At 62.9% G+C, this 22678-nt stretch carries 21 protein-coding genes; 9 read left to right on the top strand and 12 right to left on the bottom strand.

Annotated elements, in window-relative coordinates:
- The first annotated feature begins 83 nt into the window (after positions 1–83).
- Positions 84–1088, top strand: coding sequence for a glutathione S-transferase family protein (locus tag IB234_RS10635; RefSeq protein ID WP_192317270.1), 1005 nt, complete (start codon positions 84–86; stop codon positions 1086–1088).
- A 3-nt stretch (positions 1089–1091) separates the two neighbouring features.
- On the opposite strand, the gene cysG is transcribed toward IB234_RS10635, so the two are convergent.
- The 6 genes from cysG to ftsK all read right to left on the bottom strand — a co-directional run bounded on the left by cysG (position 1092) and on the right by ftsK (position 8589).
- Positions 1092–2468, bottom strand: coding sequence for a siroheme synthase CysG (cysG, locus tag IB234_RS10630; protein WP_192317268.1), 1377 nt, complete (start codon positions 2466–2468; stop codon positions 1092–1094).
- A gap of 71 nt (positions 2469–2539) precedes the next feature.
- A complete protein-coding gene (gene serS, locus IB234_RS10625; RefSeq protein WP_192317266.1) occupies positions 2540–3820 on the bottom strand; it encodes a serine--tRNA ligase in 1281 nt (426 codons plus the stop codon).
- 13 nt (positions 3821–3833) lie between these two features.
- Positions 3834–4208 carry a fluoride efflux transporter CrcB gene (crcB, locus tag IB234_RS10620; RefSeq protein ID WP_043311323.1) on the bottom strand — a complete coding sequence of 125 codons (375 nt, stop codon included), beginning with the start codon at positions 4206–4208 and terminating at the stop codon, positions 3834–3836.
- A complete protein-coding gene (locus IB234_RS10615; RefSeq protein WP_192317264.1) occupies positions 4205–5530 on the bottom strand; it encodes a replication-associated recombination protein A in 1326 nt (441 codons plus the stop codon). Before IB234_RS10615 ends, crcB begins: the two co-directional genes overlap by 4 nt.
- Positions 5531–5539: 9 nt before the next feature.
- On the bottom strand, positions 5540–6166 hold the full coding sequence (gene lolA / locus IB234_RS10610) for an outer membrane lipoprotein chaperone LolA (protein ID WP_192317262.1): 627 nt from the start codon (positions 6164–6166) through the stop codon (positions 5540–5542).
- Between the two features lie 14 nt (positions 6167–6180).
- Complete coding sequence (gene ftsK / locus IB234_RS10605) at positions 6181–8589, bottom strand: DNA translocase FtsK (RefSeq protein ID WP_192317260.1); 2409 nt, start codon at positions 8587–8589, stop codon at positions 6181–6183.
- A 211-nt stretch (positions 8590–8800) separates the two neighbouring features.
- Between ftsK and trxB the strand changes: the two genes are divergently transcribed.
- The 4 genes from trxB (at position 8801) to infA (ending at position 11598) form a co-directional block, all read left to right on the top strand.
- Positions 8801–9748 carry a thioredoxin-disulfide reductase gene (trxB, locus tag IB234_RS10600; protein WP_192317258.1) on the top strand — a complete coding sequence of 316 codons (948 nt, stop codon included), beginning with the start codon at positions 8801–8803 and terminating at the stop codon, positions 9746–9748.
- Positions 9749–9792: 44 nt separating this feature from the next.
- Positions 9793–10473, top strand: coding sequence for a leucyl/phenylalanyl-tRNA--protein transferase (gene aat, locus IB234_RS10595; RefSeq protein WP_192317256.1), 681 nt, complete (start codon positions 9793–9795; stop codon positions 10471–10473).
- Positions 10474–10537: 64 nt separating this feature from the next.
- A complete protein-coding gene (locus tag IB234_RS10590) occupies positions 10538–11245 on the top strand; it encodes an arginyltransferase (protein ID WP_192317254.1) in 708 nt (235 codons plus the stop codon).
- Between the two features lie 134 nt (positions 11246–11379).
- A complete protein-coding gene (gene infA, locus IB234_RS10585) occupies positions 11380–11598 on the top strand; it encodes a translation initiation factor IF-1 (protein WP_137973350.1) in 219 nt (72 codons plus the stop codon).
- Positions 11599–11678: 80 nt separating this feature from the next.
- Here the strand turns inward: infA and clpA are convergent, their stop codons facing one another.
- Complete coding sequence (clpA, locus tag IB234_RS10580) at positions 11679–13955, bottom strand: ATP-dependent Clp protease ATP-binding subunit ClpA (RefSeq protein WP_192317252.1); 2277 nt, start codon at positions 13953–13955, stop codon at positions 11679–11681.
- Between the two features lie 30 nt (positions 13956–13985).
- Complete coding sequence (clpS, locus tag IB234_RS10575) at positions 13986–14348, bottom strand: ATP-dependent Clp protease adapter ClpS (protein ID WP_192317250.1); 363 nt, start codon at positions 14346–14348, stop codon at positions 13986–13988.
- Positions 14349–14579: 231 nt separating this feature from the next.
- On the opposite strand from clpS, the gene cspD reads away from it, so the two are divergent.
- From cspD to IB234_RS10560, 3 genes are all read left to right on the top strand, one after another.
- Positions 14580–14843 carry a cold shock domain-containing protein CspD gene (cspD, locus tag IB234_RS10570; protein ID WP_192317248.1) on the top strand — a complete coding sequence of 88 codons (264 nt, stop codon included), beginning with the start codon at positions 14580–14582 and terminating at the stop codon, positions 14841–14843.
- Positions 14844–15067: 224 nt separating this feature from the next.
- A complete protein-coding gene (locus IB234_RS10565; protein WP_192317246.1) occupies positions 15068–15799 on the top strand; it encodes a 1-acylglycerol-3-phosphate O-acyltransferase in 732 nt (243 codons plus the stop codon).
- 108 nt (positions 15800–15907) lie between these two features.
- Complete coding sequence (locus IB234_RS10560) at positions 15908–16879, top strand: magnesium and cobalt transport protein CorA (RefSeq protein ID WP_192317244.1); 972 nt, start codon at positions 15908–15910, stop codon at positions 16877–16879.
- A gap of 40 nt (positions 16880–16919) precedes the next feature.
- On the opposite strand, the gene IB234_RS10555 is transcribed toward IB234_RS10560, so the two are convergent.
- Positions 16920–17639, bottom strand: a complete 720-nt coding sequence (locus IB234_RS10555; RefSeq protein ID WP_192317242.1) for an amidotransferase — start codon at positions 17637–17639, stop codon at positions 16920–16922.
- 347 nt (positions 17640–17986) lie between these two features.
- On the opposite strand from IB234_RS10555, the gene ptrC reads away from it, so the two are divergent.
- Positions 17987–18196, top strand: a complete 210-nt coding sequence (gene ptrC / locus IB234_RS10550) for a type III secretion system co-regulatory protein PtrC (RefSeq protein WP_192317240.1) — start codon at positions 17987–17989, stop codon at positions 18194–18196.
- A 10-nt stretch (positions 18197–18206) separates the two neighbouring features.
- Here ptrC and IB234_RS10545 read toward each other — a convergent pair whose 3' ends face one another.
- The 3 genes from IB234_RS10545 to IB234_RS10535 form a co-directional block, all read right to left on the bottom strand.
- A complete protein-coding gene (locus IB234_RS10545; RefSeq protein ID WP_225580538.1) occupies positions 18207–18974 on the bottom strand; it encodes a substrate-binding periplasmic protein in 768 nt (255 codons plus the stop codon).
- Between the two features lie 106 nt (positions 18975–19080).
- Positions 19081–21225, bottom strand: coding sequence for a 3-hydroxyacyl-CoA dehydrogenase NAD-binding domain-containing protein (locus tag IB234_RS10540; protein WP_192317236.1), 2145 nt, complete (start codon positions 21223–21225; stop codon positions 19081–19083).
- A 112-nt stretch (positions 21226–21337) separates the two neighbouring features.
- Positions 21338–22543: an acetyl-CoA C-acetyltransferase gene (locus IB234_RS10535; RefSeq protein ID WP_192317234.1), complete on the bottom strand. Its 1206-nt coding sequence runs from the start codon at positions 22541–22543 to the stop codon at positions 21338–21340.
- Between the last annotated feature and the right edge of the window lie 135 nt (positions 22544–22678).

Genomic DNA, 22678 nt, shown 5'->3' with positions numbered 1-22678 from the left:
GTTGCAACCCTGATTTTGCGCTTTTTCATCGAACACAAATCCATAGACTGGGCTCCAACAGTTATCTGCAAAGGGAGCCCGCCATGGGACAGCTCATCGAAGGCCGCTGGCACGACCAGTGGTACGACACCAGCAAGGACGGCCGCTTCCAGCGTGAGAACGCCCAGCGCCGCAACTGGATCACCGCCGACGGCGCGCCCGGCCCGAGTGGCGAAGGCGGCTTCCGCGCCGAAGCCGGCCGCTACCATCTCTACGTTTCCCTGGCCTGCCCCTGGGCCCACCGCACGCTGATCTACCGCCAGCTCAAGGGCCTGGACGGGCTGATCGACGTCTCGGTGGTCAGCTGGCTGATGCGCGAGCAGGGCTGGACCTTCGATGCCGAGACCGGCTCTAGCGGCGATGCCCTGGACGGCCTGCACTTCCTGCACCAGCGCTACACCCTCGATGATCCGCGCTATACCGGCCGGGTCACCGTGCCTCTGCTGTGGGACAAGCAGCAACAGCGCATCGTCAGCAACGAGTCGGCGGAGATCATCCGCATGTTCAACTCGGCCTTCGACGGCATCACCGGCAACGATCTGGACCTCTATCCAGAAGCGCTGCGCGGCGAGATCGACGCACTCAACGCACGTATCTACCCGGCGGTGAACAACGGCGTGTACCGCGCCGGCTTCGCCACTACCCAGCAAGCCTATGAAGAGGCCTTCGGCACGCTGTTCGATGAGCTGGAGCACCTGGAGCAACTACTGGGTAAGCGACGCTACCTGGCCGGCGAACACCTGACCGAGGCCGATATCCGCCTGTTCACCACGCTGATCCGCTTCGACGCGGTCTATCACGGCCACTTCAAGTGCAATCTGCGGCGCCTGGCGGACTATCCCAACCTGAGCGGCTGGCTGCGCGAGCTGTACCAGCTGCCGGGCGTGGCGCAGACCGTGGACTTCCAGCACATCAAGCACCACTACTACGCCAGCCACCGCACCATCAACCCGACCGGTGTCGTGCCGCTGGGCCCGCAGCAGAGCTTCGCCGGCGCCCACGGCCGCGAACACCTGAGCGGCCAGGGCATCGCCCGCAAGGCGCGCTGAGACTCAGGCCTGGTCGAACCAGGCCAGCTTCTCGCGCAGGGTGACCACTTCGCCGACGATCACCAGGGTCGGCGCATGCACCTCGTGCTCGGCCACCAGCTGCGGCAGATTGGCCAGGGTGCCGGTGAACACCCGCTGGTTCTGCGTGGTGCCTTGTTGCACCAGAGCTGCCGGTGTGTCGGCGGCGCGGCCATGGGCGATCAGCTCCTGGCAAATGCTCGGCAGGCCGACCAGGCCCATGTAGAACACCAGGGTCTGGCCCGGCGCCACCAGGTCGGCCCAAGGGAGGTCGGTGCTGCCGTCCTTGAGGTGACCGGTAACGAAGCGCACCGACTGAGCATGGTCGCGGTGCGTCAGCGGGATACCGGCATAGGCCGCACAACCCGAAGCCGCAGTGATGCCCGGCACCACCTGGAACTGGATGCCCTCGGCCGCCAGCTGCTCGATCTCCTCACCACCACGACCGAAGATAAACGGGTCACCGCCCTTCAGGCGCAGCACGCGCTTGCCCTGCTTGGCCAGGTCGACCAGCAGTTGATTGATTTCGTCCTGCGGTACCGCGTGTTCGGAGCGGCGCTTACCAACGTAGACCCGCTCGGCGTCGCGACGGCACAACTCGATGATCGCCGGTGCTACCAGGCGGTCGTAGAGCACCACGTCGGCCTGCTGCATCAGGCGCAGGGCGCGGAAGGTCAGCAGGTCAGGATCGCCTGGGCCGGCACCGACCAGATACACCTCGCCCAGAGCGCGCGGCGCGGCGCCGGCGACCTTTTCCTCCAGCAGGCGATCGGCCTCGGCCAGCTTGCCGGCGAACACGCTCTCGGCGATCTGCCCCTGGAACACGTCCTCCCAGAACACCCGGCGCTGCTGCACGTCGGGGAACAGTTGCTTGACCCGCTCGCGGAATTTCTTCGCCAGACCGGCCAGCTGGCCGTAAGTGGCGGGAATCCAGGTCTCGATCTTGGCGCGGATCAGCCGCGCCAGCACCGGCGCATCGCCACCGCTGGTCACCGCCACGATCAGCGGCGAGCGATCGACGATAGCCGGGAAAATCACGCTGCACAGGGCCGGGGCGTCCACCACGTTGACCGGAATACCCAGCGCCTGAGCCTCGGCCGAGATGCGCGCATTGAGCGGCTCATCGTCGGTGGCGGCGATTACCAGGGCCACGCCCTGTAGATCCGCCGACTCATAGCCGCGCAGGAGCACACCCTCCTCGCCAGCCAGTTCACGCAGCTCGCCACGCACCTCCGGCGCCACCACGCGCAGCCGCCCACCCGCATCGCTGAGCAGGCGCGCCTTGCGCAGCGCCACCTCGCCGCCGCCAACGACCAGCACGGTGCGACCCTGAAGTTTGTGGAACAGCGGAAGGAAATCCATGACTCAATCTCACCAGAGGTAAAAAAACGGGGTGGCCATCGCCACCCCGCTATTGTGCGCTTGCTATCGACTCAGCCGATAACTTCGATGCCGCCCATGTAGGGTTTCAGCACTTCCGGCACGCGGATGCTGCCATCGGCCTGCTGGTAGTTCTCCAGCACCGCCACCAGGGTGCGCCCCACCGCCAGGCCGGAACCGTTGAGGGTGTGCACCAGCTCCGGCTTGCCGGTTTCCGGATTGCGGAAGCGCGCCTGCATGCGACGGGCCTGGAAGTCGCCGCAGTTGGAGCAGGAGGAAATCTCGCGATACTTGTCCTGGCTTGGCACCCAGACTTCCAGGTCGTAGGTCTTCACGGCGCTGAAGCCCATGTCGCCGGTGCACAGCGCCAGCTTGCGGTACGGCAGCTCGAGCAGCTGCAGCACGCGCTCGGCATTGCCGGTCATGCCCTCCAGGGCCTCGAAGGAGGTGGCCGGGTCGACGATCTGCACCATCTCGACCTTGTCGAACTGGTGCTGGCGGATCATGCCGCGGGTGTCGCGACCGGAGGCACCGGCTTCGCTGCGGAAGCACGGGGTGTGGGCGACGAACTTCAGCGGCAGCTGCTTGGCATCGAGGATCTCGCCGGAGACGATGTTGGTCAGGGAGACCTCGGCGGTCGGGATCAGGTAGAAGTCTGCCTCGCCTTCGCGGGTGATCTTGAACAGGTCCTCCTCGAACTTCGGCAGCTGACCGGTGCCCTGCAGGGCCGGGGCCTGTACCAGGTACGGGGTGTAGGCCTCCTCGTAGCCGTGCTCGCCGGTGTGCAGATTGATCATGAACTGGGCCAGAGCGCGGTGCAGGCGGGCAATGGGGCCGAGCAGCAGTGCGAAACGCGCGCCGGAGAGCTTGGCGGCAGTCTCGAAGTCCAGCCAGCCGTGCTGCTCGCCGAGGGCGACGTGGTCCTTGATCTCGAAATCGAAGCTACGCGGAGTGCCCCAGCGCGCCACTTCAACGTTGCCGTCTTCGTCGGCACCGACCGGCACGGACTCGTGCGGCAGGTTGGGGATGTTCAGCAGCAGGTTGTCCAGCTCGGTCTGGATGGTGTCCAGCTCGCGCTTGCCCTCTTCCAGGTCGCTGCCCATCTTGTCGACTTCCGCCAGCAGCGGCGCGATGTCCTCGCCACGCGCCTTGGCCTGGCCGATGGACTTGGAACGGGCATTACGCTCGGCCTGCAGCTGTTCGGTGCGCATCTGCACCGACTTGCGCTGGGACTCGAGCGCTTCGAAGCGCGCCACGTCCAGTTGGAAGCCACGGGTTGCCAGGCGATCCGCAATTTCCTGCAGTTGGGTACGGACCAGTTTGGAATCGAGCATGGGAGGTTCTCGTTCAGAGCTTGGTTAATGTCAGGCCGGCCCAGGTGGCGAGCAGGCCGCCCAATACGCTGGCGGCCGCATAGCCGATGGCCATGGGTGCCTGACCGTTTTCCAGCAGGCGCAGCGTGTCGAGCGAAAAGGATGAAAAAGTAGTCAGGCCGCCGAGGAAGCCGACCATCAGCCCCGCGCGCAGCGCTTCCGGTACTTCCGGACGCATCACGAACAGGCCATACAGATAGCCGATCAGCAGGCAACCGACCAGGTTGACCGCCAGGGTAGCGCCGTAGAAATGCTGGGGAAAGTGGCTGGTGACCCAGTTGCCCGTGGCATAACGCACCAGGGTGCCGATCATGCCGCCCAGCGCGACGGCGAATACCACACCGATCATGGCTTGCGTCTCCGTCGTGGGCTGGCGGCATCCAGGCTGGCCAGATGGGCCAGCTTGTCGCGAATCTTCAGCTCGAGGCCACGCGGCACCGGCTCGTAATAACGGCGCGGCTCCAGCTCCTCGGGGAAATAGTCCTCGCCGGCAGCGTAGGCATCCGGCTCGTCGTGGGCGTAGCGGTATTCCTCGCCATAGCCCAGCTGTTTCATCAGCTTGGTCGGCGCGTTGCGCAGGTGCAGCGGTACCTCCAGCGAACCGAACTCGGCCGCCTCGCGCAGGGCCGCCTTGAAGCCCATGTACACCGCGTTGCTCTTCGGCGCGCAGGCCAGATAGACAATGGCCTGCGCCACCGCCAGCTCGCCCTCGGGGCTGCCGAGGCGCTCCTGCACGTCCCAGGCGTTGAGGCACAGGGTCAGCGCGCGCGGGTCGGCGTTGCCGATGTCCTCGCTGGCCATGCGCACCACGCGCCGAGCCAGGTACAGCGGGTCGCAGCCGCCGTCGATCATGCGCGCGTACCAGTACAGCGCGGCATCCGGATTGGAGCCGCGCACCGACTTGTGCAGCGCGGAAATCTGGTCGTAGAAGGCCTCGCCACCCTTGTCGAAGCGGCGACGGCTGTCACCCAGCAGGTTGTGCAGCAGCTCGGGGCCCATCTCGCCGCCGTCCTCGGCCAGGTCAGCGGCGTTCTCCAGCAGGTTGAGCAGGCGCCGGCCATCGCCATCGGCGGCGGCCAGCAGGATCTGGAAGCTCTCCTCGGGCAGCGACAGGTTGCGCTTGCCAAGGCCCTTGTCCTCGCCCAGCGCGCGCGCCACCAACTTGCGCATCGCCGCCTCGTCCAGGCTCTTCAGCACATAGACGCGGGCGCGCGACAGCAGCGCGTTGTTCAGCTCGAAAGAAGGATTTTCCGTCGTCGCGCCGATAAAGATCAGCGTGCCGTCTTCGACATAGGGCAGGAAGGCGTCCTGCTGGCTCTTGTTGAAGCGGTGCACCTCGTCGACGAACAGGATAGTGCGACGGCCGTACTGGGCGGCCTGCTGCTTGGCCACCTCCACCGACTGGCGGATTTCCTTCACCCCGGACAATACAGCGGAAATCGTCTCGAAATGTGCCTCGGAAACCTGGGCCAGCAGCTTGGCCAGCGTGGTCTTGCCAACCCCGGGCGGGCCCCAGAAGATCATCGAGTGCAGCGCACCCTGCTCCAGCGCCTCGCGCAGCGGTTTGCCCTGCCCCAGCACGTGCTCCTGGCCGACGTATTCGTCCAGGCTGGTGGCGCGCAGACGCGCAGCCAGAGGCTGGGCGACGGGCGCGGCACGGAACAGGTCCACCGAGACTCCTTATTCCTGGATGACGTCGGCGCCTTCCGGCACCTGGAAGTCGAACTGCGCGGCATCCAGCTTCTCGTTCAGCTTCACGCCGAGGAACAGGATGTTGGTGCGCTGGCCGATGCTGTCGATCAGCTGCATGTCGTTGATCACGCCCTTGCGGAACGACAGGCGCAGGTTGTCGAACAGACTGTCCTTGGCCTTGGGCTTGAGGATGAAGTCGACCACGTCGCCGCCTTCCTTGTAGGTGATCTCGAAGTTCTCGCGGATCTTCGACACGTCACCGGACAGCAGCAGCGCCGGGGTGTGGGTCAGGCGCTGGTCGAGGGTCTGGATGGTCACCTGCATCAGGTCCGGATCGTACAGCCAGACCTTCTGGCCGTTGGACACCAGCAGCTGCTCCTGCGGCGCGTCGGTGTGCCAGCGGAACAGGCCAGGACGCTTGAGTGCCATCTGCCCGGAGGTTTCCTGCAGCTGGGTACCCGAGCCATCGAGGGTCAGCTGGGAGAAACGCCCGGTCAGGGTCTGGGCCTGGTCGAGCAGGCCGGTCAGGCGCTTGACCGCGGCCTCGTCGTCGGCATGGGCAAGAACGGGACTGCAGGCCAGCGCGGCCAGCAGCAACATGCGAATCAGGCGCATGGAAATCCTCTTTGTCAGTCTCGGGACGGCCCCGGCGCTATGACCTCGCGCGAGCCGTTGGTGTTCATTGGGGTCACGACACCGGCCATTTCCATGGCCTCGATCATGCGCGCAGCGCGGTTGTAGCCGATCTTCAGCTTGCGCTGCACCGCGGAAATGGAGGCGCGACGGCTTTCCAGCACGAAGTTGACTGCCTCGTCGTACAGCGGGTCTTCCTCGCTGCCCTCGCCGCCTTCGCCACCGCCACTGCTGCCGTCGAAGCCGCTGCCAGCTTCTTCGACGCCAGCCAGAATGTCTTCGATGTAGTCCGGCGCGCCGCGCTGTTTCCAGGCCTCGACCACACGGTGCACCTCGTCGTCGGAGACGAAAGCGCCATGCACGCGAATCGGCAGGCCAGTGCCCGGCGGCAGGTAGAGCATGTCACCGTGGCCCAGCAGCTGTTCGGCGCCGCCCTGATCGAGGATGGTACGAGAGTCGATCTTGCTCGATACCTGGAAGGCCATCCGGGTCGGGATGTTGGCCTTGATCAGGCCGGTGATCACGTCCACCGAGGGGCGCTGGGTCGCGAGGATCAGGTGGATACCGGCGGCCCGCGCCTTCTGCGCGATACGCGCGATCAGTTCTTCGACCTTCTTGCCGACGATCATCATCATGTCGGCGAATTCGTCGACCACCACCACGATGGTCGGCAGGGTCTTCAGCAGCGGCGCCTCGTCTTCCATCGACTGGCGTTTGTACAGCGGGTCGGACAGCGGCGTACCGGCTTCCTCGGCGTCCTTCACCTTGCGGTTGAAGCCGGCCAGGTTACGTACGCCCATGGCCGCCATCAGCTTGTAGCGACGCTCCATCTCGGCCACCGACCAGCGCAGGGCGTTGGCAGCCTCCTTCATGTCGGTCACTACCGGGCACAGCAGGTGCGGGATGCCTTCGTAGATCGACAGTTCGAGCATTTTCGGGTCGATCATGATCATCCGCGCGTCTTCCGGGCCGGATTTGAACAGGATCGACAGGATCATGGCGTTGACGCCCACCGACTTACCGGAGCCGGTGGTACCGGCCACCAACAGATGCGGCATCTTGGCCAGGTCGGTGATCACCGGCTTGCCGCCGATATCGTGGCCCAGTGCCAGGGTGACAGGCGACTTGGCGTCGTCGTATTCCGGCGAGGACAGCACCTCGGAGAAGCGCACAATCTGGCGATCCTCGTTGGGAATCTCGATACCGACGGTGGTCTTGCCCGGGATGACCTCGACCACCCGCACGCTGATCACTGCCAGCGAGCGCGCCAGGTCCTTGGCCAGGTTGGAAATGCGGCTGACCTTGACGCCGATACCCGGCTGAATCTCGAAACGGGTGATCACCGGGCCCGGGTGCACGGACTCGACCACCACTTCGACGCCGAACTCCTTGAGCTTGATCTCCAGCAGGCGTGACATGGCCTCCAGGGATTCGGGCGAGAAGCTCTTTTGTTTCTTCTCCGCTACGTCGAGGATGGATATCGGAGGCAGCGTGCCGGCGACGGCTGAATCTTCGAACAGGGAAACCTGTTTCTCCTTCAGCACCCGCTTGCTCGGCTCGGTGGCCTTGGGCGGTGGCGGCGGCGCGATGACCGGCGCAACGCGAGTCTCACGCTCGACCATGTGCTTGGCCAGGGTCTCCTCGCGCTCGATCAGACGCTCCTTGACCTTGGCCTGCTCGCGGCGATCCAGCGCTACTGGCGCGGCCACCTCGGCGACGCGCTCGTCCACCTCCCGCAGTTGGGCAACCAGTTGCTTGCGCTGCAGTCGGGCCTCCCACCAGCGGGTGATAAGGCTATGCACCAGCTCGATCAGGTCGAGAGTGATCTTGCCGGTCAGGTCCATCAGTTTGAACCAGGAAAGGTCGGTGAAAGCGGTCAGACCAAACAGGAACAGCGCCAGGAACAGCAGCGTACTACCTTGCACATTGAGGGCATCCCGGGCCAGTTGACCCAGGCTTTCACCCAGAGCGCCTCCCGCCGAGGCTGGCAACGATGGCGCGGATTCGAACTGGATATGAGCCAGCCCGGCGCCAGCCAGGACCAGGAAGACCAAGCCGATGAGCCGCCAAGAGAACATCCAGCCATTCCACTGCCAAGGCTGGTGGCGATTACGAAATATCTGCCAGGTCTTTATCGCCAGCAGTAGGGGAAAGAGATAGGCGAAATAGCCCAAGGCCATGAACAAGATGTCGGAAAGCCAGGCTCCGGCACGACCTGCGGCATTCTGCACTTGCTGGGAACTACTGGTATGACTCCAGCCCGGATCGTTCTGGTCGTAGGTCAGCAGAGCCATCCACAGGATCAGGCAGAGCGCGCCGAGCGCGATCAGAGCGCCCTCCTTGAGACGGTAGTGCAATTGCTGACGCCAGGCCGGAGCCTGGGCTGCTGTGCTGGAATTCTTCAAAACGCTGTCATTCCTGCGCGCGGGGCGCGACTGACGATCGGTGGAACACGCAAAGAGGCGACCATTGTACAAATTTACAGGTATCGCGCCAGGCTGCCGGGCCGTTTTGCCGGGTCATCCTGCTTCGGTGTAGCATATCCGGCTATCCCTTACGTGCGGCTCGATTGGAGCATGCATTCTCTTTTGTGACAAAGGCTTATGGGGTCTTTTTATGAGCGAAGTCAAGCATTCACGCCTGATCATCCTGGGCTCCGGCCCGGCCGGCTATACCGCTGCCGTCTACGCCGCCCGCGCCAACCTCAAGCCCGTTGTCATCACCGGCATTCAGCCCGGCGGCCAACTCACCACCACCACCGAGGTCGACAACTGGCCAGGTGACGTTCACGGCCTGACCGGCCCAGGGCTGATGCAGCGCATGCAGGAACATGCCGAGCGCTTCGAGACCGAGATCGTCTACGACCATATCCATACCGCTGAGTTGCAGAGCAAGCCCTTTACTCTCAAGGGCGACAGCGGCACCTATACCTGCGACGCACTGATCATCGCCACAGGCGCCAGCGCCCAGTACATTGGCCTACCCTCCGAGGAAGCTTTCGCCGGCAAGGGGGTATCCGCCTGCGCCACTTGCGATGGCTTCTTCTACCGCAATCAGGTGGTCTGCGTAATCGGTGGCGGCAACACCGCCGTTGAAGAAGCGCTGTATCTGTCGAACATCGCCAAGGAAGTTCACCTGATCCACCGCCGCGACAAGCTGCGCTCGGAGAAGATCCTGCAGGACAAGCTGTTCGAGAAAGCCGCCAACGGCAACGTGCGCCTGCACTGGAACCACACCCTAGACGAAGTGCTGGGCGACAACACCGGCGTCACCGGTGTGCGCCTGAAGAGCACCGCCGACGGCAGCACAAAAGAGCTGCAGCTGGCTGGCGTGTTCATCGCCATCGGCCACAAGCCCAACACTGACCTGTTCAAGGGCCAGCTGGAGATGCGCGACGGCTATCTGGTCGTCCAGAGCGGCAGCGAAGGCAATGCCACCGCGACCAGCATCGAGGGCGTGTTCGCCGCCGGCGACGTGGCCGACCACGTCTACCGCCAGGCCATCACCTCGGCCGGCGCCGGCTGCATGGCCGCGCTGGATGCCGAGAAATATCTCGACGCCTGAGCCCGGAAGGCGGGTGCGCTAGCGCCCGCCCTACCCTCCTCCGCATGCTGACCTGGCTGCAACGCGACTCGCTGGATTTCCCACCACTGGACCGCGCCCTGCACGAGCCCAACGGCCTGCTGGCTGCCGGCGGCGATCTATCCGCCGAACGCCTGGTCGCCGCCTACCGTCACGGCTGCTTCCCCTGGTTCAACGAAGGCCAGCCGCTGCTGTGGTGGTCGCCCGACCCGCGCACGGTTCTCTTTCCTGACGAATTCCATCTATCCCGCAGCCTGGCCAAGTTGCTGCGCCAGCAGCGCTATCGAGTGACTTTCGATCAGGATTTTGCCGCCGTCATCCAAGGCTGCGCTGGACCACGCGACTACGCCGACGGCACCTGGATCACCGACAGCATGCGCACCGCCTATCTGGAACTGCACTGCCGAGGCCTCGCCCACTCGATAGAGGTCTGGCTCGACGATGAGTTGGTCGGCGGGCTCTACGGCCTGGCCATGGGCAGACTGTTCTTCGGAGAATCCATGTTCAGCCACGCCGATAACGCGTCCAAGGTGGGTTTTGCCACACTGGTGAGTAAACTGTGCGAATGGGGCTTCGTCCTAATCGATTGCCAGATGCCGACCCAACACCTGCACAGCTTTGGTGCTCGCGCCATCGAGCGTCGAGAGTTCGCCGACTATTTGCAGCGCTATCTGGACCAACCAAGCGGCGCCGACTGGCGCGCATGACAGCGGGTGGTAGCACCCTCGGCCCTGGCATACACTTGCCCAAGAGGTTTACCGAGGATCAGCCATGACCGAGCTGGCTCGACTCAAGTTCTACGCCACTCAGCCTCATCCATGCAGCTATCTGCCCGAGGAACAGGCCACCACCCTGTTTCTCGATCCCAGCCAGCCCATGGACGTGCAGGTCTATGCCGAACTGTCGGAAATGGGCTTTCGCCGTAGTGGCGACCACCTTTACCGTCCGCACTGCCAGCGCTGCACCGCCTGCGTTCCGGCACGCATACCCGCCGACCAGTTCATTCCCAGCCGCCAACAGAAGCGCATCCTCAAGCGCAACGCGGACATCCAGGTACGCGCCGTGCGTCCCGCGTTCAACGAGGAGTATTATGCCCTCTACGTGCGCTATATCGAGCAGCGCCACGCCGATGGCGATATGTACCCCCCTAGCCGGGAGCAGTTCAGCACCTTCTTGGTACGCGACCTGCCCTTCGCACGCTTTTATGAATTCCGCCAGACCGGAAAGCTGGTAGCGGTAGCGGTTACCGACGTACTGCCCAATGGCCTATCCGCCGTGTACACCTTCTATGATCCTGCCGAGGAACGTCGCAGCCTTGGCCGTTATGCAATTCTCTGGCAGATTGGAGAAACTGCACGCTTAGGCCTGCAGGCTGTCTATCTTGGTTACTGGATCAAGAACTGCCGGAAGATGAGCTACAAGACCCAGTACCGGCCCATCGAGCTGTTCGTCAATCAGCGCTGGGTCGTGCTGACCTAGCCTCTGCCCCCTCTGCCCATTTCCCGACCCTCCAGCCACTTGGCGGCCCCGCCCCTTTTCGGGCACAATGCACGCCGCTTTTGCCTGGGCATCGTTGCACCGGGCCAATCTTTGGATACCGAGGGCTTTACTGCATGTCGAAAGAAGACAGCTTCGAATTGGAAGGTACTGTCGTCGACACCCTGCCCAACACCATGTTCCGTGTGGAGTTGGAAAATGGGCACGTCGTTACCGCGCACATCTCCGGCAAGATGCGCAAGAACTACATCCGCATTCTGACTGGCGATAAGGTCCGCGTCGAACTGACGCCGTACGACCTGAGCAAGGGCCGCATCACCTATCGCGCCCGCTGATTCCGCACTGCGGAATCCGGCAATAGAAGGTCCGAATACAAGAACGCCCGGCATTGCCGGGCGTTTTCGTTTGCCTGCAATCAGGCCGGCTCAGCGTTAGCCGTGGTCTCGAACTCGAAGTGCAACTCTCCACCTTCCAGTTCGATATGCACCACCCCACCGTGCTCGGCCAGTTCGCCAAAGAGGATTTCCTCCGCCAGCGGACGCTTGATTTTGTCCTGAATCAGTCGTGCCATTGGCCGCGCGCCCATCTGTACGTCGTAACCACGCTCCGCCAACCAGCCACGAGCTTCGTCGCTGACAAGCAACTGCACGCGCTTGTCTTCCAGCTGCGCCTGCAATTCGGTAAGAAACTTGTCGACGATGCTCTTGATCACTTCGTGCGTCAGGCGGCCGAACTGGATAATGGTATCCAGACGGTTGCGGAACTCCGGAGTGAAGCTCTTCTTGATCACTTCCATGGCATCGGACGAATGGTCCTGCAGCGTGAAGCCGATCGAGGCACGCGATGCCGTTTCGGCTCCAGCGTTGGTGGTCATGATCAGAATCACGTTGCGGAAGTCGGCCTTGCGCCCATTGTTATCGGTCAGGGTACCGTGATCCATCACCTGCAGCAGCAGATTGAAGACCTCCGGATGGGCCTTCTCGATCTCGTCCAAAAGCAGTACGCAATGCGGCTGCTTGGTGATGGCCTCGGTGAGCAGACCACCTTGGTCGAAACCAACATAGCCAGGCGGTGCGCCGATCAGACGTGAAACGGTGTGGCGCTCCATGTACTCGGACATGTCGAAGCGCACCAGCTCGATACCCATAGCCTTGGCCAGCTGCCGAGCCGCCTCGGTCTTGCCGACACCAGTCGGTCCAGCAAACAGGAAGGAGCCGACCGGCTTGTCTGGAGCCTTGAGACCAGCGCGAGAAAGCTTGATGGCGGTCGATAGCGAATCGATCGCCGCATCTTGGCCGAACACGGTGAGCTTGAGGTCGCGCTCCAGATTGCGCAGCAGCTCCTTGTCCGAGCTGCTGACATGCTTCGGTGGAATCCGCGCGATCTTCGCAACGATATCCTCCACCTGCGCCACCTCGATGCGCTTGGCGCGTTTTTCCTCAGGCTGCAGGCGCTGGTATGCACCAGCCTCGTCGATCACGTCTATGGCCTTGTCGGGCATGTGGCGATCATTGATGTAACGCGCCGCCAGCTCCGCAGCCGCACGCAGGGCTTCGTCGCTGTACTCGATATGGTGGTGCTGCTCGAAGCGAGCCTTCAGCCCCTTGAGAATGCCCACGGTGTCCTCGACGGAAGGTTCAGTGACATCAACCTTCTGGAAGCGCCGAGCCAGAGCCCGATCCTTCTCGAAGATACCGCGGAACTCCTGGAAGGTAGTGGAACCGATGCACCGAATCTCACCCGACGACAGCAGCGGTTTGAGCAGGTTGGACGCATCCATTACCCCGCCAGACGCAGCCCCCGCACCTATGATGGTGTGGATCTCGTCAATGAACAGAATGGCGTGCGGGCGCTTGCGCAGCTCATTGAGCAGCGCCTTGAAGCGCTTCTCGAAGTCGCCGCGATACTTGGTACCAGCCAGCAGCGCACCCAGGTCAAGGGAATAGACCACGCTCTCGGACAGCAGATCCGGCACCTGTCCATCGACGATGCGCTTGGCCAAACCCTCTGCTATGGCGGTCTTGCCGACGCCGGCCTCGCCGACCAACAGGGGATTGTTCTTGCGGCGGCGCGCAAGAATCTGCGCAACGCGCTCTACCTCGTGCTCGCGACCGACCAGAGGGTCGATCCGCCCCAGGCGCGAAAGTTCGTTGAGGTTGCTGGCGTAGGCATCAAGCGGATTCCCCGAGGACGAGGACTCACCGCCCTCCTCATCCTGCATTTCCTGCTCACTCTCATGCTGGTCAGTATGACCAGGCACCTTGGAAATACCGTGGGCGATGTAATTGACCACATCGATGCGGGCGACGCTCTGCTGTTTGAGCAGAAATACAGCCTGACTCTCTTGCTCACTGAAGATGGCGACCAATACGTTGGCGCCAGTGACTTCGCGCTTGCCGGAGCTCTGCACATGGAACACGGCGCGCTGCAGCACACGCTGGAAGCCCAGTGTCGGCTGAGTCTCACGCTCCTCGTCGTGTTGCGGAATCAGGGGGGTCGTGGAATCAATGAACTCCTGCAGATCATGCCGGAGCTTGTCCAGATTGGCGCCACAGGCGCGCAGTACCGTCGCTGCAGCCTCGTTGTCCAGCAAGGCAAGAAGGAGGTGCTCTACCGTCATGAACTCATGGCGCTTGGCACGTGCCTCCTTGAAGGCCAGATTGAGGGTGACTTCCAGCTCTCGATTCAACATAGCTTCACCTCTTGCCCAAGCGGGACGGCTTCAACCGTCCTTTTCTATCTCACAGAGTAGCGGATGCTGGCTCTCTCGAGCGTATTGATTAACCTGCATCGCCTTTGTCTCCGCGATATCGCGGGTGAACAGTCCGCACACTGCCTTTCCTTCGGTGTGAACAGTAAGCATGACCTTGGTAGCCAGCTCTCGGTTCATACCGAAAAACACTTCTAGCACTTCGACCACGAAATCCATCGGAGTGTAATCGTCATTGAAGAGCACCACCTTGTACATGGGAGGCGCCTGCAGCGAAGGCTTCGCTTCCTGCACGGCCAAGCCTGACGAATCGTCCTCATGCTCATCGGGGCGATCTTGATTGAATGTTAGTTGAATCTGGCTGCGTGGATGCATGCTGAACTAATGGTGTCACGACCGGTCGGAAAGGTGATGCCGGAGGGAGTTTGATCGGCTTCTCAGCCGGCTGTCCTGGCACCTTGACTAAAGGCAAAACGGTGTTACAAACAGTGAATACCCCTAATGGGTATCGGGGTTCCGCGGCTAGTGCCCATACGGCCGAAGTCGGACGTGGAGCTGAAGTGGATGATACTCCAGTGATGGAGTCCTTTGCAGAGGGATGTCAGCATGCTTAGCGGTAAGGTCAAGTGGTTCAACAACGCCAAGGGCTACGGCTTCATCGTCGCCGATGGCCGAGATGAGGACCTGTTCGCCCATTACTCGGCTATCCAGATGGACGGCTATAAGACTCTCAAGGCCGGCCAAGCGGTTAAGTTCGATATTCTGCAGGGCCCCAAGGGGCTACACGCCGTGAATATCAGCGCTGCTCTGGCAACCAGCGAATCTTCAGCGACCACCAGCTCGCTTCGAAGTACTCCGATAGAAGCCTGAACGCATAACAACCTCACAGCCCCATCACTGCAAAGGCGATGGGGCTGTGATCTTTATCCTCGCCTGAGCACCTTTCACATTTGATGATCCGCAGCGCCATGTGAGCGCTGTCCACATCATGAATAGCTTGAAATACCCGGTAGTAACCTCTGATCGGCGTCAATTGTCGAAAAAAGTGTACGCCCGTACACTTCGCCACCTTTCGTCTGCCGGTAGCTCGTTCAATGCTTTTCCTCGCGCGTATGTTGTTGATGGGGTTGCACTTTATTATTGCTGGCGTACTCGGCCTGCTGCTCGGCCTGTGCCGCCCGTTCAACCCGGACAACAGCCGCCTGTGCGCGCGCCTGTACTCCCTCCCAGCCCTGTGCATGCTGCGTCTACGGATAAAGACCGAGGTTGGCAGCCTGTTCGGCCAGGACCGGCCCTGCGTCGTGGTGGCCAACCATCAGTCCAACTATGACCTCTACGTACTCGGTCGTGTAGTACCGCCGCGTACCGTGAGCATCGGCAAGAAGAGCTTGAAGTGGGTGCCTTTCTTCGGCCAGCTCTACTGGCTCGCAGGCAACGTACTGATCGACCGGGGTAATGCCCGCAAGGCCAAGCAGGCCATGCTGGAAACCACCGACACCCTGCAGAATCGCGACACCTCCATCTGGGTATTCGCGGAAGGCACACGCAACCTGGGCAAGGGCCTGCTGCCGTTCAAGAAAGGCGCCTTCCAGATGGCCATCGCCGCCGGCGTACCCATCATCCCGGTGTGCGTCAGCACCTACGCAGGGCGCCTCAAACTCAACAGCTGGAGCAGTGGCAAGGTGATGATCCGCTCGCTGCCGGCCATCCCAACCCTGGGTCTGACCCTCGATGACCTGCCGCAACTGATGGAGCGCTGCCACCAGATGATGCGCGAGTGCATTGAGCAGCTCGATCAGGCTGTCAATGCCAAGGCTTCGGCCTGATCTTCCTGGCGAAGCAATGATTTTGAGGGCCCGGCACAGTCCGGGCCTTTTTCTACCTGCTGGATGGTCCTGGGTTAAGCTGCGGTATCGCCATGCAGAGGACAATCCATGGGCCAGGTCGTTGCCGCCGTCGCCTACCACAAAGGCAAGAAAGCCGCCGATATCACCCTCAGCGAAGGGCATCAGTGGGCCTCCAGGCCCGACCATTTCGTCTGGATCGGCCTGCGCGATCCCGGCAGCAGTGAGCTGCACACCCTGCAGGAACAGTTCAACCTGCACGAACTGGCCCTGGAAGACGCCATCGCTCAGCACACCCGTCCCAAACTGGAAACTTTCGGCGACGCGCTGTTCATGGTGCTTTATTCACCGATCCGTCATGGCGAGAAGCTGGACTTCGTCGAAACCCAGCTTTTTGCCGGCAAGGGCTATGTGATCAGCGCCCGCTACGGCGACTCCGCACCCTACTCGACCGTACGCCAACGCTGCGAGGCACGCCCCCTGCTGCTGGAGCATGGTGAGGACTTCGTCATCTACGCCCTGCTCAGCTTCGTGATCGAGAATTATCGGCCACTGCTGGACTGCATCCACGGCGAGTTGGAAGACATCGAACAGACCGTGCTGCAACGGCCACTGACCCAGTCCGACGTCGAGCGCATCCACAGCCTGCGCCGCGATCTGCTGCGACTGCGCCGCCAGGTCGCGCCACTATCGGAAATCTGCCAGGAGCTGCAACAGCTCGACTTCCCCTTCATCGACAAGCACATGCGACCGTACTTTCGTGACATCGCGATCCATGTCAACCGCCTGCTGGAAGACCTCACCGGGCTGCGCGAAATGGCCGACCACGCCATCGAGATCGGCCTGCTGCTGGAGTCTTCGCGGCAGAGCCTGACCCAGCGCAAGTTCGCCGCGTGGGCGGCGATCCTGGCCTTTCCCACCGCTGTGGCAGGCATCTACGGGATGAATTTCCAGAACATGCCAGAGCTGACCTGGCACTACGGTTACTTTGGCGTGCTAGGCATCATCGGCCTGGGCTGTGTCGGACTGTTCGCCAACTTCAAGCGGATGGGCTGGCTGTAGCGAAACCGCTCGCGAAGGACCGGATCGCCAGTGGGATCGCTTAGGCGCCGCGCCCCTGGGCCACGAAGCGCATCATCCACTCCGCCACAGTCGCGCCCTGGTGATCGTGCACCAGACTCTCCACCGCCTTGCTGTAGACCGGCTCGCCGATGCACGTCTGGCGGATATCCAGCAGGGTGCGCGAGTAGTCGTGGATGAACTCTGGGTGGCCCTGGAAGCACAGCACCTGATCGGCGATGCAGTACGCCGCCACCGGACAGAACTCGCTGGAAGCCAGCAGCGTGGCCTTCTCCGGCAGCGTGGTGACCTGATCCTGGTGGCTGATCAGCAGGGTCAACTGCTCCAGTGCAGGGCTCATCCACTGCGCCTGCTGCTTGATCTCGTAGTGGTGGATGCCCACGCCCCAGCCCTGAGTCGCGCGCTCGGTATGGCCACCCAGCAACAGTGCCAGCAACTGATGACCGAAGCAGATTCCGAGCAACTTGTCGCCGGCCTCGTAGCGCTGCAGCAGATAGGTCTTGAGGGTCTGGATCCACGGGTCGCTGCCGAAGGAGTCCGCCTTGCTGCCGGTCACCAGGTAGGCGTCATAGCGCTCACCGTCGGCTGGGTAATCACCCTGCACCACGTTGAACACCTCGAAGCGCGCCTCGACCGGCTGCTTGGCGAATAGGCGCTCGAACATGCGGCCGTAGCCCTGGTATTGGTCGATCAGTTCGGGGCGGAGTACATCGGTTTCCAGAATGCAGATGCGCAAGGACATGGAGCGGATTACCTGAGGCAGCCGAGGGTTGCGGGAAAGGTCATTAGCGTGCATCGAAGCACCCGCAAACGCAACCGCCACGGGCCTCCGAGCGATACCCGGCAATCATCACCGGGCTCGATACCCACCATGCTCACCATTCACTTCTGTCGATGGCGCGGCTCGGCAACTATGCAGCCGTACCCAATCACTTCCCCAAGGAGAAACAACATGGGCAGCTTCGCCGCCATCGCCAGCCTGATCGCCGCTTCCGCCTTCCATAGCGTTCCGGCACCTACTCACCACCAACAACAAGCCCGCGCCCGCCAGTAAGCCACTGGCGGTGTCACTCCCTCGGAGGATTTGCCATGTCCATCACCGAAGCCTTCTCCAACACCAGCAGCTACGGCGTGACCTACGTCAGCCTGGACGACTCCGGCCTGCACTTCGAGTCCGAAGCGGCCGTCCACATGGAAGACGGCAGCCTGCTGACCCTGCGCATGCCCACTCGGCAAAGTGAAAAGATGGCCATTCACTCGCTGATCTGCATGGAGAACGGCTGGTGCCAGGCAGCCTGACCGAGCCAGTTCAAGGCTCGCCCAGACGATCGGCCAGATCAGCCCCCAGATGGCGGATCAGAATGCGCCGCCAGGTGCCGTCACCCTGCATGTCCGCGAATGCCTGCTGCATCTGCGCGGCAAGCGACGATGCATCCCGCAGTACCGGGCTGCCGGCGACGAAGCTGCGATTGGCACTCACCGCCTGCCCCGACACAATCGAGTCCTCGGTATAGCCCAGGTGCCGCCAGAGGTAGAGCACGCGCAGGTCGATCTCGTACCAGGACAGCACCCGCCCGCTGCGCAGCATCCGCGCCGCCTGTTCCGGGTCAGTTACCTCCACCACGGACTGCCCCTCCTGACGTAGCTGCAGCGCCTCCTGAGCGCGCGGCGTGCCGCCCATCACCACCACAGGGCCGGCAGTCAGCGCATCCGTCAGGCTATCGAAACGCTGGTGTGTGCTGGCCAGTACATAGGACGTCGGCAACACCCCCAACAACCAGACGAAACCCTCTTCGCGCTCGGGCGTACGTCCGAGGTTGAGCACGATGCCGTACGGGTCGTTGGCCACCGTCACCTGAACTCGCTTCCAGGGCACGCTCTGATAGCGACATTCACGCTGCAGGCGCTTGCACAGCTCGTCCATCAGGTCGCCGTACACGCCTCGGTCGCTTGGGTTGTCATCGGCGAAGGGCATCTGCCCCTGGCCGATATAGATATTCAGCGGTTCGGTAGCAGAGGCCATGCCGGAGGCGGCCAGCAGACCTGCCAGCCACCAAGCACTGATCACCCTTCGCATGCTCACGCGCCGCTGCACTCCTCGCGGGGACTTCCCGGCACGATGACAGAAAGCCCCTGAAAAGCAAAACCGGCCACATGGGCCGGTTCTGCAGGCTGCATCACACTCAGAAGGTCTGGCCGTTGGCCGCTTTCTCCAGCAACAGGGCCGGCGGCAGGAAGCGCTCGCCATACTGCTCGGCCAGGTACTGGGCGCGGGCGACAAAGTCCTTCACCCCGTACTGGTTGATGAACTGCAGTGCCCCGCCCGTCCAGGCGGCGAAGCCGATGCCGAAGATCGAACCGATGTTGGCGTCGGCCACCGACTTCAACACGCCCTCTTCCACGCAACGCACGGTCTCGATGGCCTGGATGAACAGGATGCGGTCACGCACGTCCTCCTGGGATATCTGCGCGTCAGCCTTCTCGAAGTGCGCTTTCAGCTCCGGCCACAGGCGCTTCTTGCCACCTTCGGGGTACTCGTAGAAACCACCACCGGCGGCCTTGCCCGGACGCTTGTACTCCTTGAGCATCAGCTCGATGACGTTGAACGCTGGGTGCTGCGGAATGCTCTTGCCCTCGGCGGCCAGGTCCTTGATGGTCTGCTGGCGGATGTGCTCCATCAGGCTCATCGACACTTCGTCGCTGATCGCCAGCGGGCCCACCGGCATGCCGGCCTTGCGCGCCTCGTTCTCGATCATCGCCGCGCTCACACCCTCGCCGAGCATGGCAATGCCTTCGTTGGTGAAAGTGCCGAACACCCGCGAGGTGAAGAAGCCACGGCTGTCCTCGACCACGATCGGGGTCTTCTTGATCTGCAGCACGTAGTCGAAGCCACGCGCCAGGGTCTCGTCGCTGGTCTTCTCGCCTCGGATGATCTCCACCAGCGGCATCTTGTCGACCGGGCTGAAGAAGTGCAGGCCGATGAACTTGTCCTGCTTCTGCACCGCAGTGGCCAGGCCGGTGATCGGCAGGGTCGAGGTGTTGGAAGCGATCACCGCCTCCGGCAGCGCGGCGGCCTCGGCGGCAGCGTTGACCTTGGCCTTCAGACCGCGATCTTCGAACACCGCTTCGATGATCAGGTCGCAGCCTTCAAGGTCGGCATCGCTGGCAGTCGGTTTGATCCGCGCCAGAAAGGCGTCGCGCTTCTCAGCCGTCATATGGCCCTTGCTGACCTTCTTGTCGAGCAGCTTGGCCGAGTAGGCCTTGCCCTTCTCCGCCGCCTCGATGGACACGTCTTTCAGTACCACCTCAATGCCGGCGGCCGCCGACACATAGGCGATGCCGGCACCCATCATGCCTGCGCCGAGCACGCCGACCTTCTTGGTCACGTACTGCGGGATGCCCTGCGGGCGCGAGCTGCCGGCGTTGATCTCGTTGAGCTGGAACCAGAAGGTGCCGATCATGTTCTTCGCCACCTGGCCGGTGGTCAGCTCGGTGAAGTAGCGCGCCTCGATGATCTGCGCGGTGTCGAAGTCGACCTGGGCGCCCTCGACGGCGGCGCACATGATCTTCTCCGGCGCCGGGAAGCAGCCCTTGGTCTTGTCACGCAACACGCTCGGGGCGATGGCCAGCATCTGCGCCACGGCCGGGGTGCTCGGGGTGCCGCCGGGGATCTTGTAGCCCTTCACGTCCCACGGCTGCGCGGCGGTCGGGTTGGCGGCGATAAAGGCGCGGGCCTTGGCCAGCATCTCGTCCGGGGTGGCGGCGATATCGTGGATCAGGCCAGCCTTGAGCGCGGCGTCCGGGCGTACCTTCTTACCTTCGGCCAGGTACGGCAGGGCTTTTTCCAGGCCGAGGATGCGCACCATGCGCACCACCCCGCCGCCGCCCGGCAGCAGGCCGAGGGTCACCTCCGGCAGGCCCAGCTGCACGCTGGAATTGTCCAGGGCGATGCGGTGGTGGCAAGCCAGGCAGATTTCCCAACCACCGCCCAGGGCGGCGCCGTTGATCGCGGCCACTACCGGCTTGCCCAGGGTTTCCAGGCGGCGCAGCTGGCCCTTGATCTTGAGGATCATGTCGTAGAACGACTTGGCGTCGGCCTTGGTGACCTTGATCAGCTCGTTGAGGTCGCCGCCGGCAAAGAAGGTCTTCTTCGCGGAAGTGACGATCACCCCGGCGATGGAGTCCTTCTCAGCCTCCAAGCGGGCCACGGTGGCGCCCATGGCCTCGCGGTACACCGCGTTCATGGTGTTGGCGCTCTGGCCGGGCATATCGATGGTCAGGACGACGATATTGTCCTGGCCCTTTTCGTAACGGATGGCGTCAGTCATTTCTTCTTTCCTCGAATCCGGAGGGCCACGTAGGGTGGAAAACCCGCAGAGCGGTTTTCCACCAGGGCGGCTTCTGGTGGATGAGCTTCGCGTCATCCACCCTACAAATCGGTCAGATACGTTCGATGATGGTGGCGATACCCATGCCGCCGCCGACACACAGCGTGGCCAGGCCGTAGCGCAACTCGCGCTTCTCCAGCTCGTCGAGCAGGGTGCCGAGGATGGCGCAGCCGGTGGCGCCCAGCGGGTGGCCCATGGCGATGGAGCCGCCGTTGACGTTGACCTTGTCCTCGGACACGCCCATGTCCTTCATGAACTTCATGACGACGGAGGCGAAAGCCTCGTTGACCTCGAACAGATCGATGTCCTCCACCGAGAGCCCGGCCTTGGCCAGGGCCTTGCGGGTGGCCGGCGCAGGGCCGGTGAGCATGATGGTCGGATCGGTGCTGGTCACGGCGGTGGCGACGATACGCGCACGCGGCTTGAGGCCCAGCTCCTTGCCCTTGGCCGCGCTGCCGATCAGCATCAGCGCGGCGCCGTCGACTATCCCTGAGCTGTTGCCCGGGGTGTGCACATGCTCGATGCGCTCGACGTGGCTGTACACGCGCAGGGCGGTGGAGTCGAAGCCCATCTGGCCCATCATTTCGAAGCTCGGCTTGAGCTTGCCCAGGCCTTCCACGGTGGAGTCGCCACGGATGAACTCATCGTGGTCGAGGATGACGATACCGTTCTGGTCGGTCACCGGAATAAGCGATTTGTTGAACGAGCCATCGGCGCTGGCGCGTGCGGCCTTCTGCTGCGAGCGAAGGGCGAAGGAGTCCACATCGCTGCGGCTGAAGCCTTCCAGGGTGGCGATCAGGTCAGCGCCGATGCCCTGCGGTACGAAGCTGGTGTGGATATTGGTTTCCGGGTCCATCACCCAGGCGCCGCCGTCGGAGCCCATCGGTACGCGCGACATGGACTCCACGCCGCCGACCACCACCAGGTCCTCGAAGCCGGAGCGCACCTTCATCGCCCCCATGTTCACCGCTTCCAGGCCCGAGGCGCAGAAACGGTTGAGCTGCACGCCGGAGACGCTGACGTCCCAGTCCGCCACCATCGGCGCGGTCTTGGCGATGTCGGCACCCTGGTCGCCCACCGGGGTCACGCAGCCGAGCACGATATCGTCGACCTGACGGGTATCCAGCGCGTTGCGCTGCTGCAGCGCACGCAGCAGGCCGGCCACCAGATTGACTGGCTTGACGCTGTGCAGCGCGCCGTCCTTCTTGCCCTTGCCGCGCGGGGTGCGCACGGCGTCGAAAATATATGCTTCGGTCATGACGTCCTCGGTACATGGCAGCGGCGGATGCCGGGTTGTATAACCTTAATTGCCTGCCTTGAGGACTCAATGACCGATTCGCTCAGGCCTATTGACCGTTGGGCCCAGACGAATGGTCATTTTCGAGTTGAATGG

Origin of the sequence: Pseudomonas sp. PDM16 (assembly GCF_014851865.1) — a bacterium.
In the GTDB taxonomy this organism is placed as follows: Bacteria; Pseudomonadota; Gammaproteobacteria; order Pseudomonadales; family Pseudomonadaceae; genus Aquipseudomonas.
This window is presented reverse-complemented; position numbering and strand designations above follow the sequence as displayed.

Bases quoted from the DNA above. Each gene is read 5' to 3' on its own strand.
- IB234_RS10555 (WP_192317242.1), bottom strand. From the start codon at position 17,639: ATGTCCTTGCGCATCTGCATTCTGGAAACCGATGTACTCCGCCCCGAA.
- crcB (WP_043311323.1), bottom strand. From the start codon at position 4,208: ATGATCGGTGTGGTATTCGCCGTCGCGCTGGGCGGCATGATCGGCACC.
- ptrC (WP_192317240.1), top strand. From the start codon at position 17,987: ATGTCCATCACCGAAGCCTTCTCCAACACCAGCAGCTACGGCGTGACC.
- trxB (WP_192317258.1), top strand. From the start codon at position 8,801: ATGAGCGAAGTCAAGCATTCACGCCTGATCATCCTGGGCTCCGGCCCG.
- IB234_RS10635 (WP_192317270.1), top strand. From the start codon at position 84: ATGGGACAGCTCATCGAAGGCCGCTGGCACGACCAGTGGTACGACACC.
- IB234_RS10565 (WP_192317246.1), top strand. From the start codon at position 15,068: ATGCTTTTCCTCGCGCGTATGTTGTTGATGGGGTTGCACTTTATTATT.
- IB234_RS10535 (WP_192317234.1), bottom strand. From the start codon at position 22,543: ATGACCGAAGCATATATTTTCGACGCCGTGCGCACCCCGCGCGGCAAG.
- clpA (WP_192317252.1), bottom strand. From the start codon at position 13,955: ATGTTGAATCGAGAGCTGGAAGTCACCCTCAATCTGGCCTTCAAGGAG.
- lolA (WP_192317262.1), bottom strand. From the start codon at position 6,166: ATGCGCCTGATTCGCATGTTGCTGCTGGCCGCGCTGGCCTGCAGTCCC.
- IB234_RS10540 (WP_192317236.1), bottom strand. From the start codon at position 21,225: ATGACTGACGCCATCCGTTACGAAAAGGGCCAGGACAATATCGTCGTC.
- aat (WP_192317256.1), top strand. From the start codon at position 9,793: ATGCTGACCTGGCTGCAACGCGACTCGCTGGATTTCCCACCACTGGAC.
- infA (WP_137973350.1), top strand. From the start codon at position 11,380: ATGTCGAAAGAAGACAGCTTCGAATTGGAAGGTACTGTCGTCGACACC.
- serS (WP_192317266.1), bottom strand. From the start codon at position 3,820: ATGCTCGATTCCAAACTGGTCCGTACCCAACTGCAGGAAATTGCGGAT.
- clpS (WP_192317250.1), bottom strand. From the start codon at position 14,348: ATGCATCCACGCAGCCAGATTCAACTAACATTCAATCAAGATCGCCCC.
- IB234_RS10560 (WP_192317244.1), top strand. From the start codon at position 15,908: ATGGGCCAGGTCGTTGCCGCCGTCGCCTACCACAAAGGCAAGAAAGCC.
- IB234_RS10590 (WP_192317254.1), top strand. From the start codon at position 10,538: ATGACCGAGCTGGCTCGACTCAAGTTCTACGCCACTCAGCCTCATCCA.
- IB234_RS10545 (WP_225580538.1), bottom strand. From the start codon at position 18,974: ATGCGAAGGGTGATCAGTGCTTGGTGGCTGGCAGGTCTGCTGGCCGCC.
- cysG (WP_192317268.1), bottom strand. From the start codon at position 2,468: ATGGATTTCCTTCCGCTGTTCCACAAACTTCAGGGTCGCACCGTGCTG.
- cspD (WP_192317248.1), top strand. From the start codon at position 14,580: ATGCTTAGCGGTAAGGTCAAGTGGTTCAACAACGCCAAGGGCTACGGC.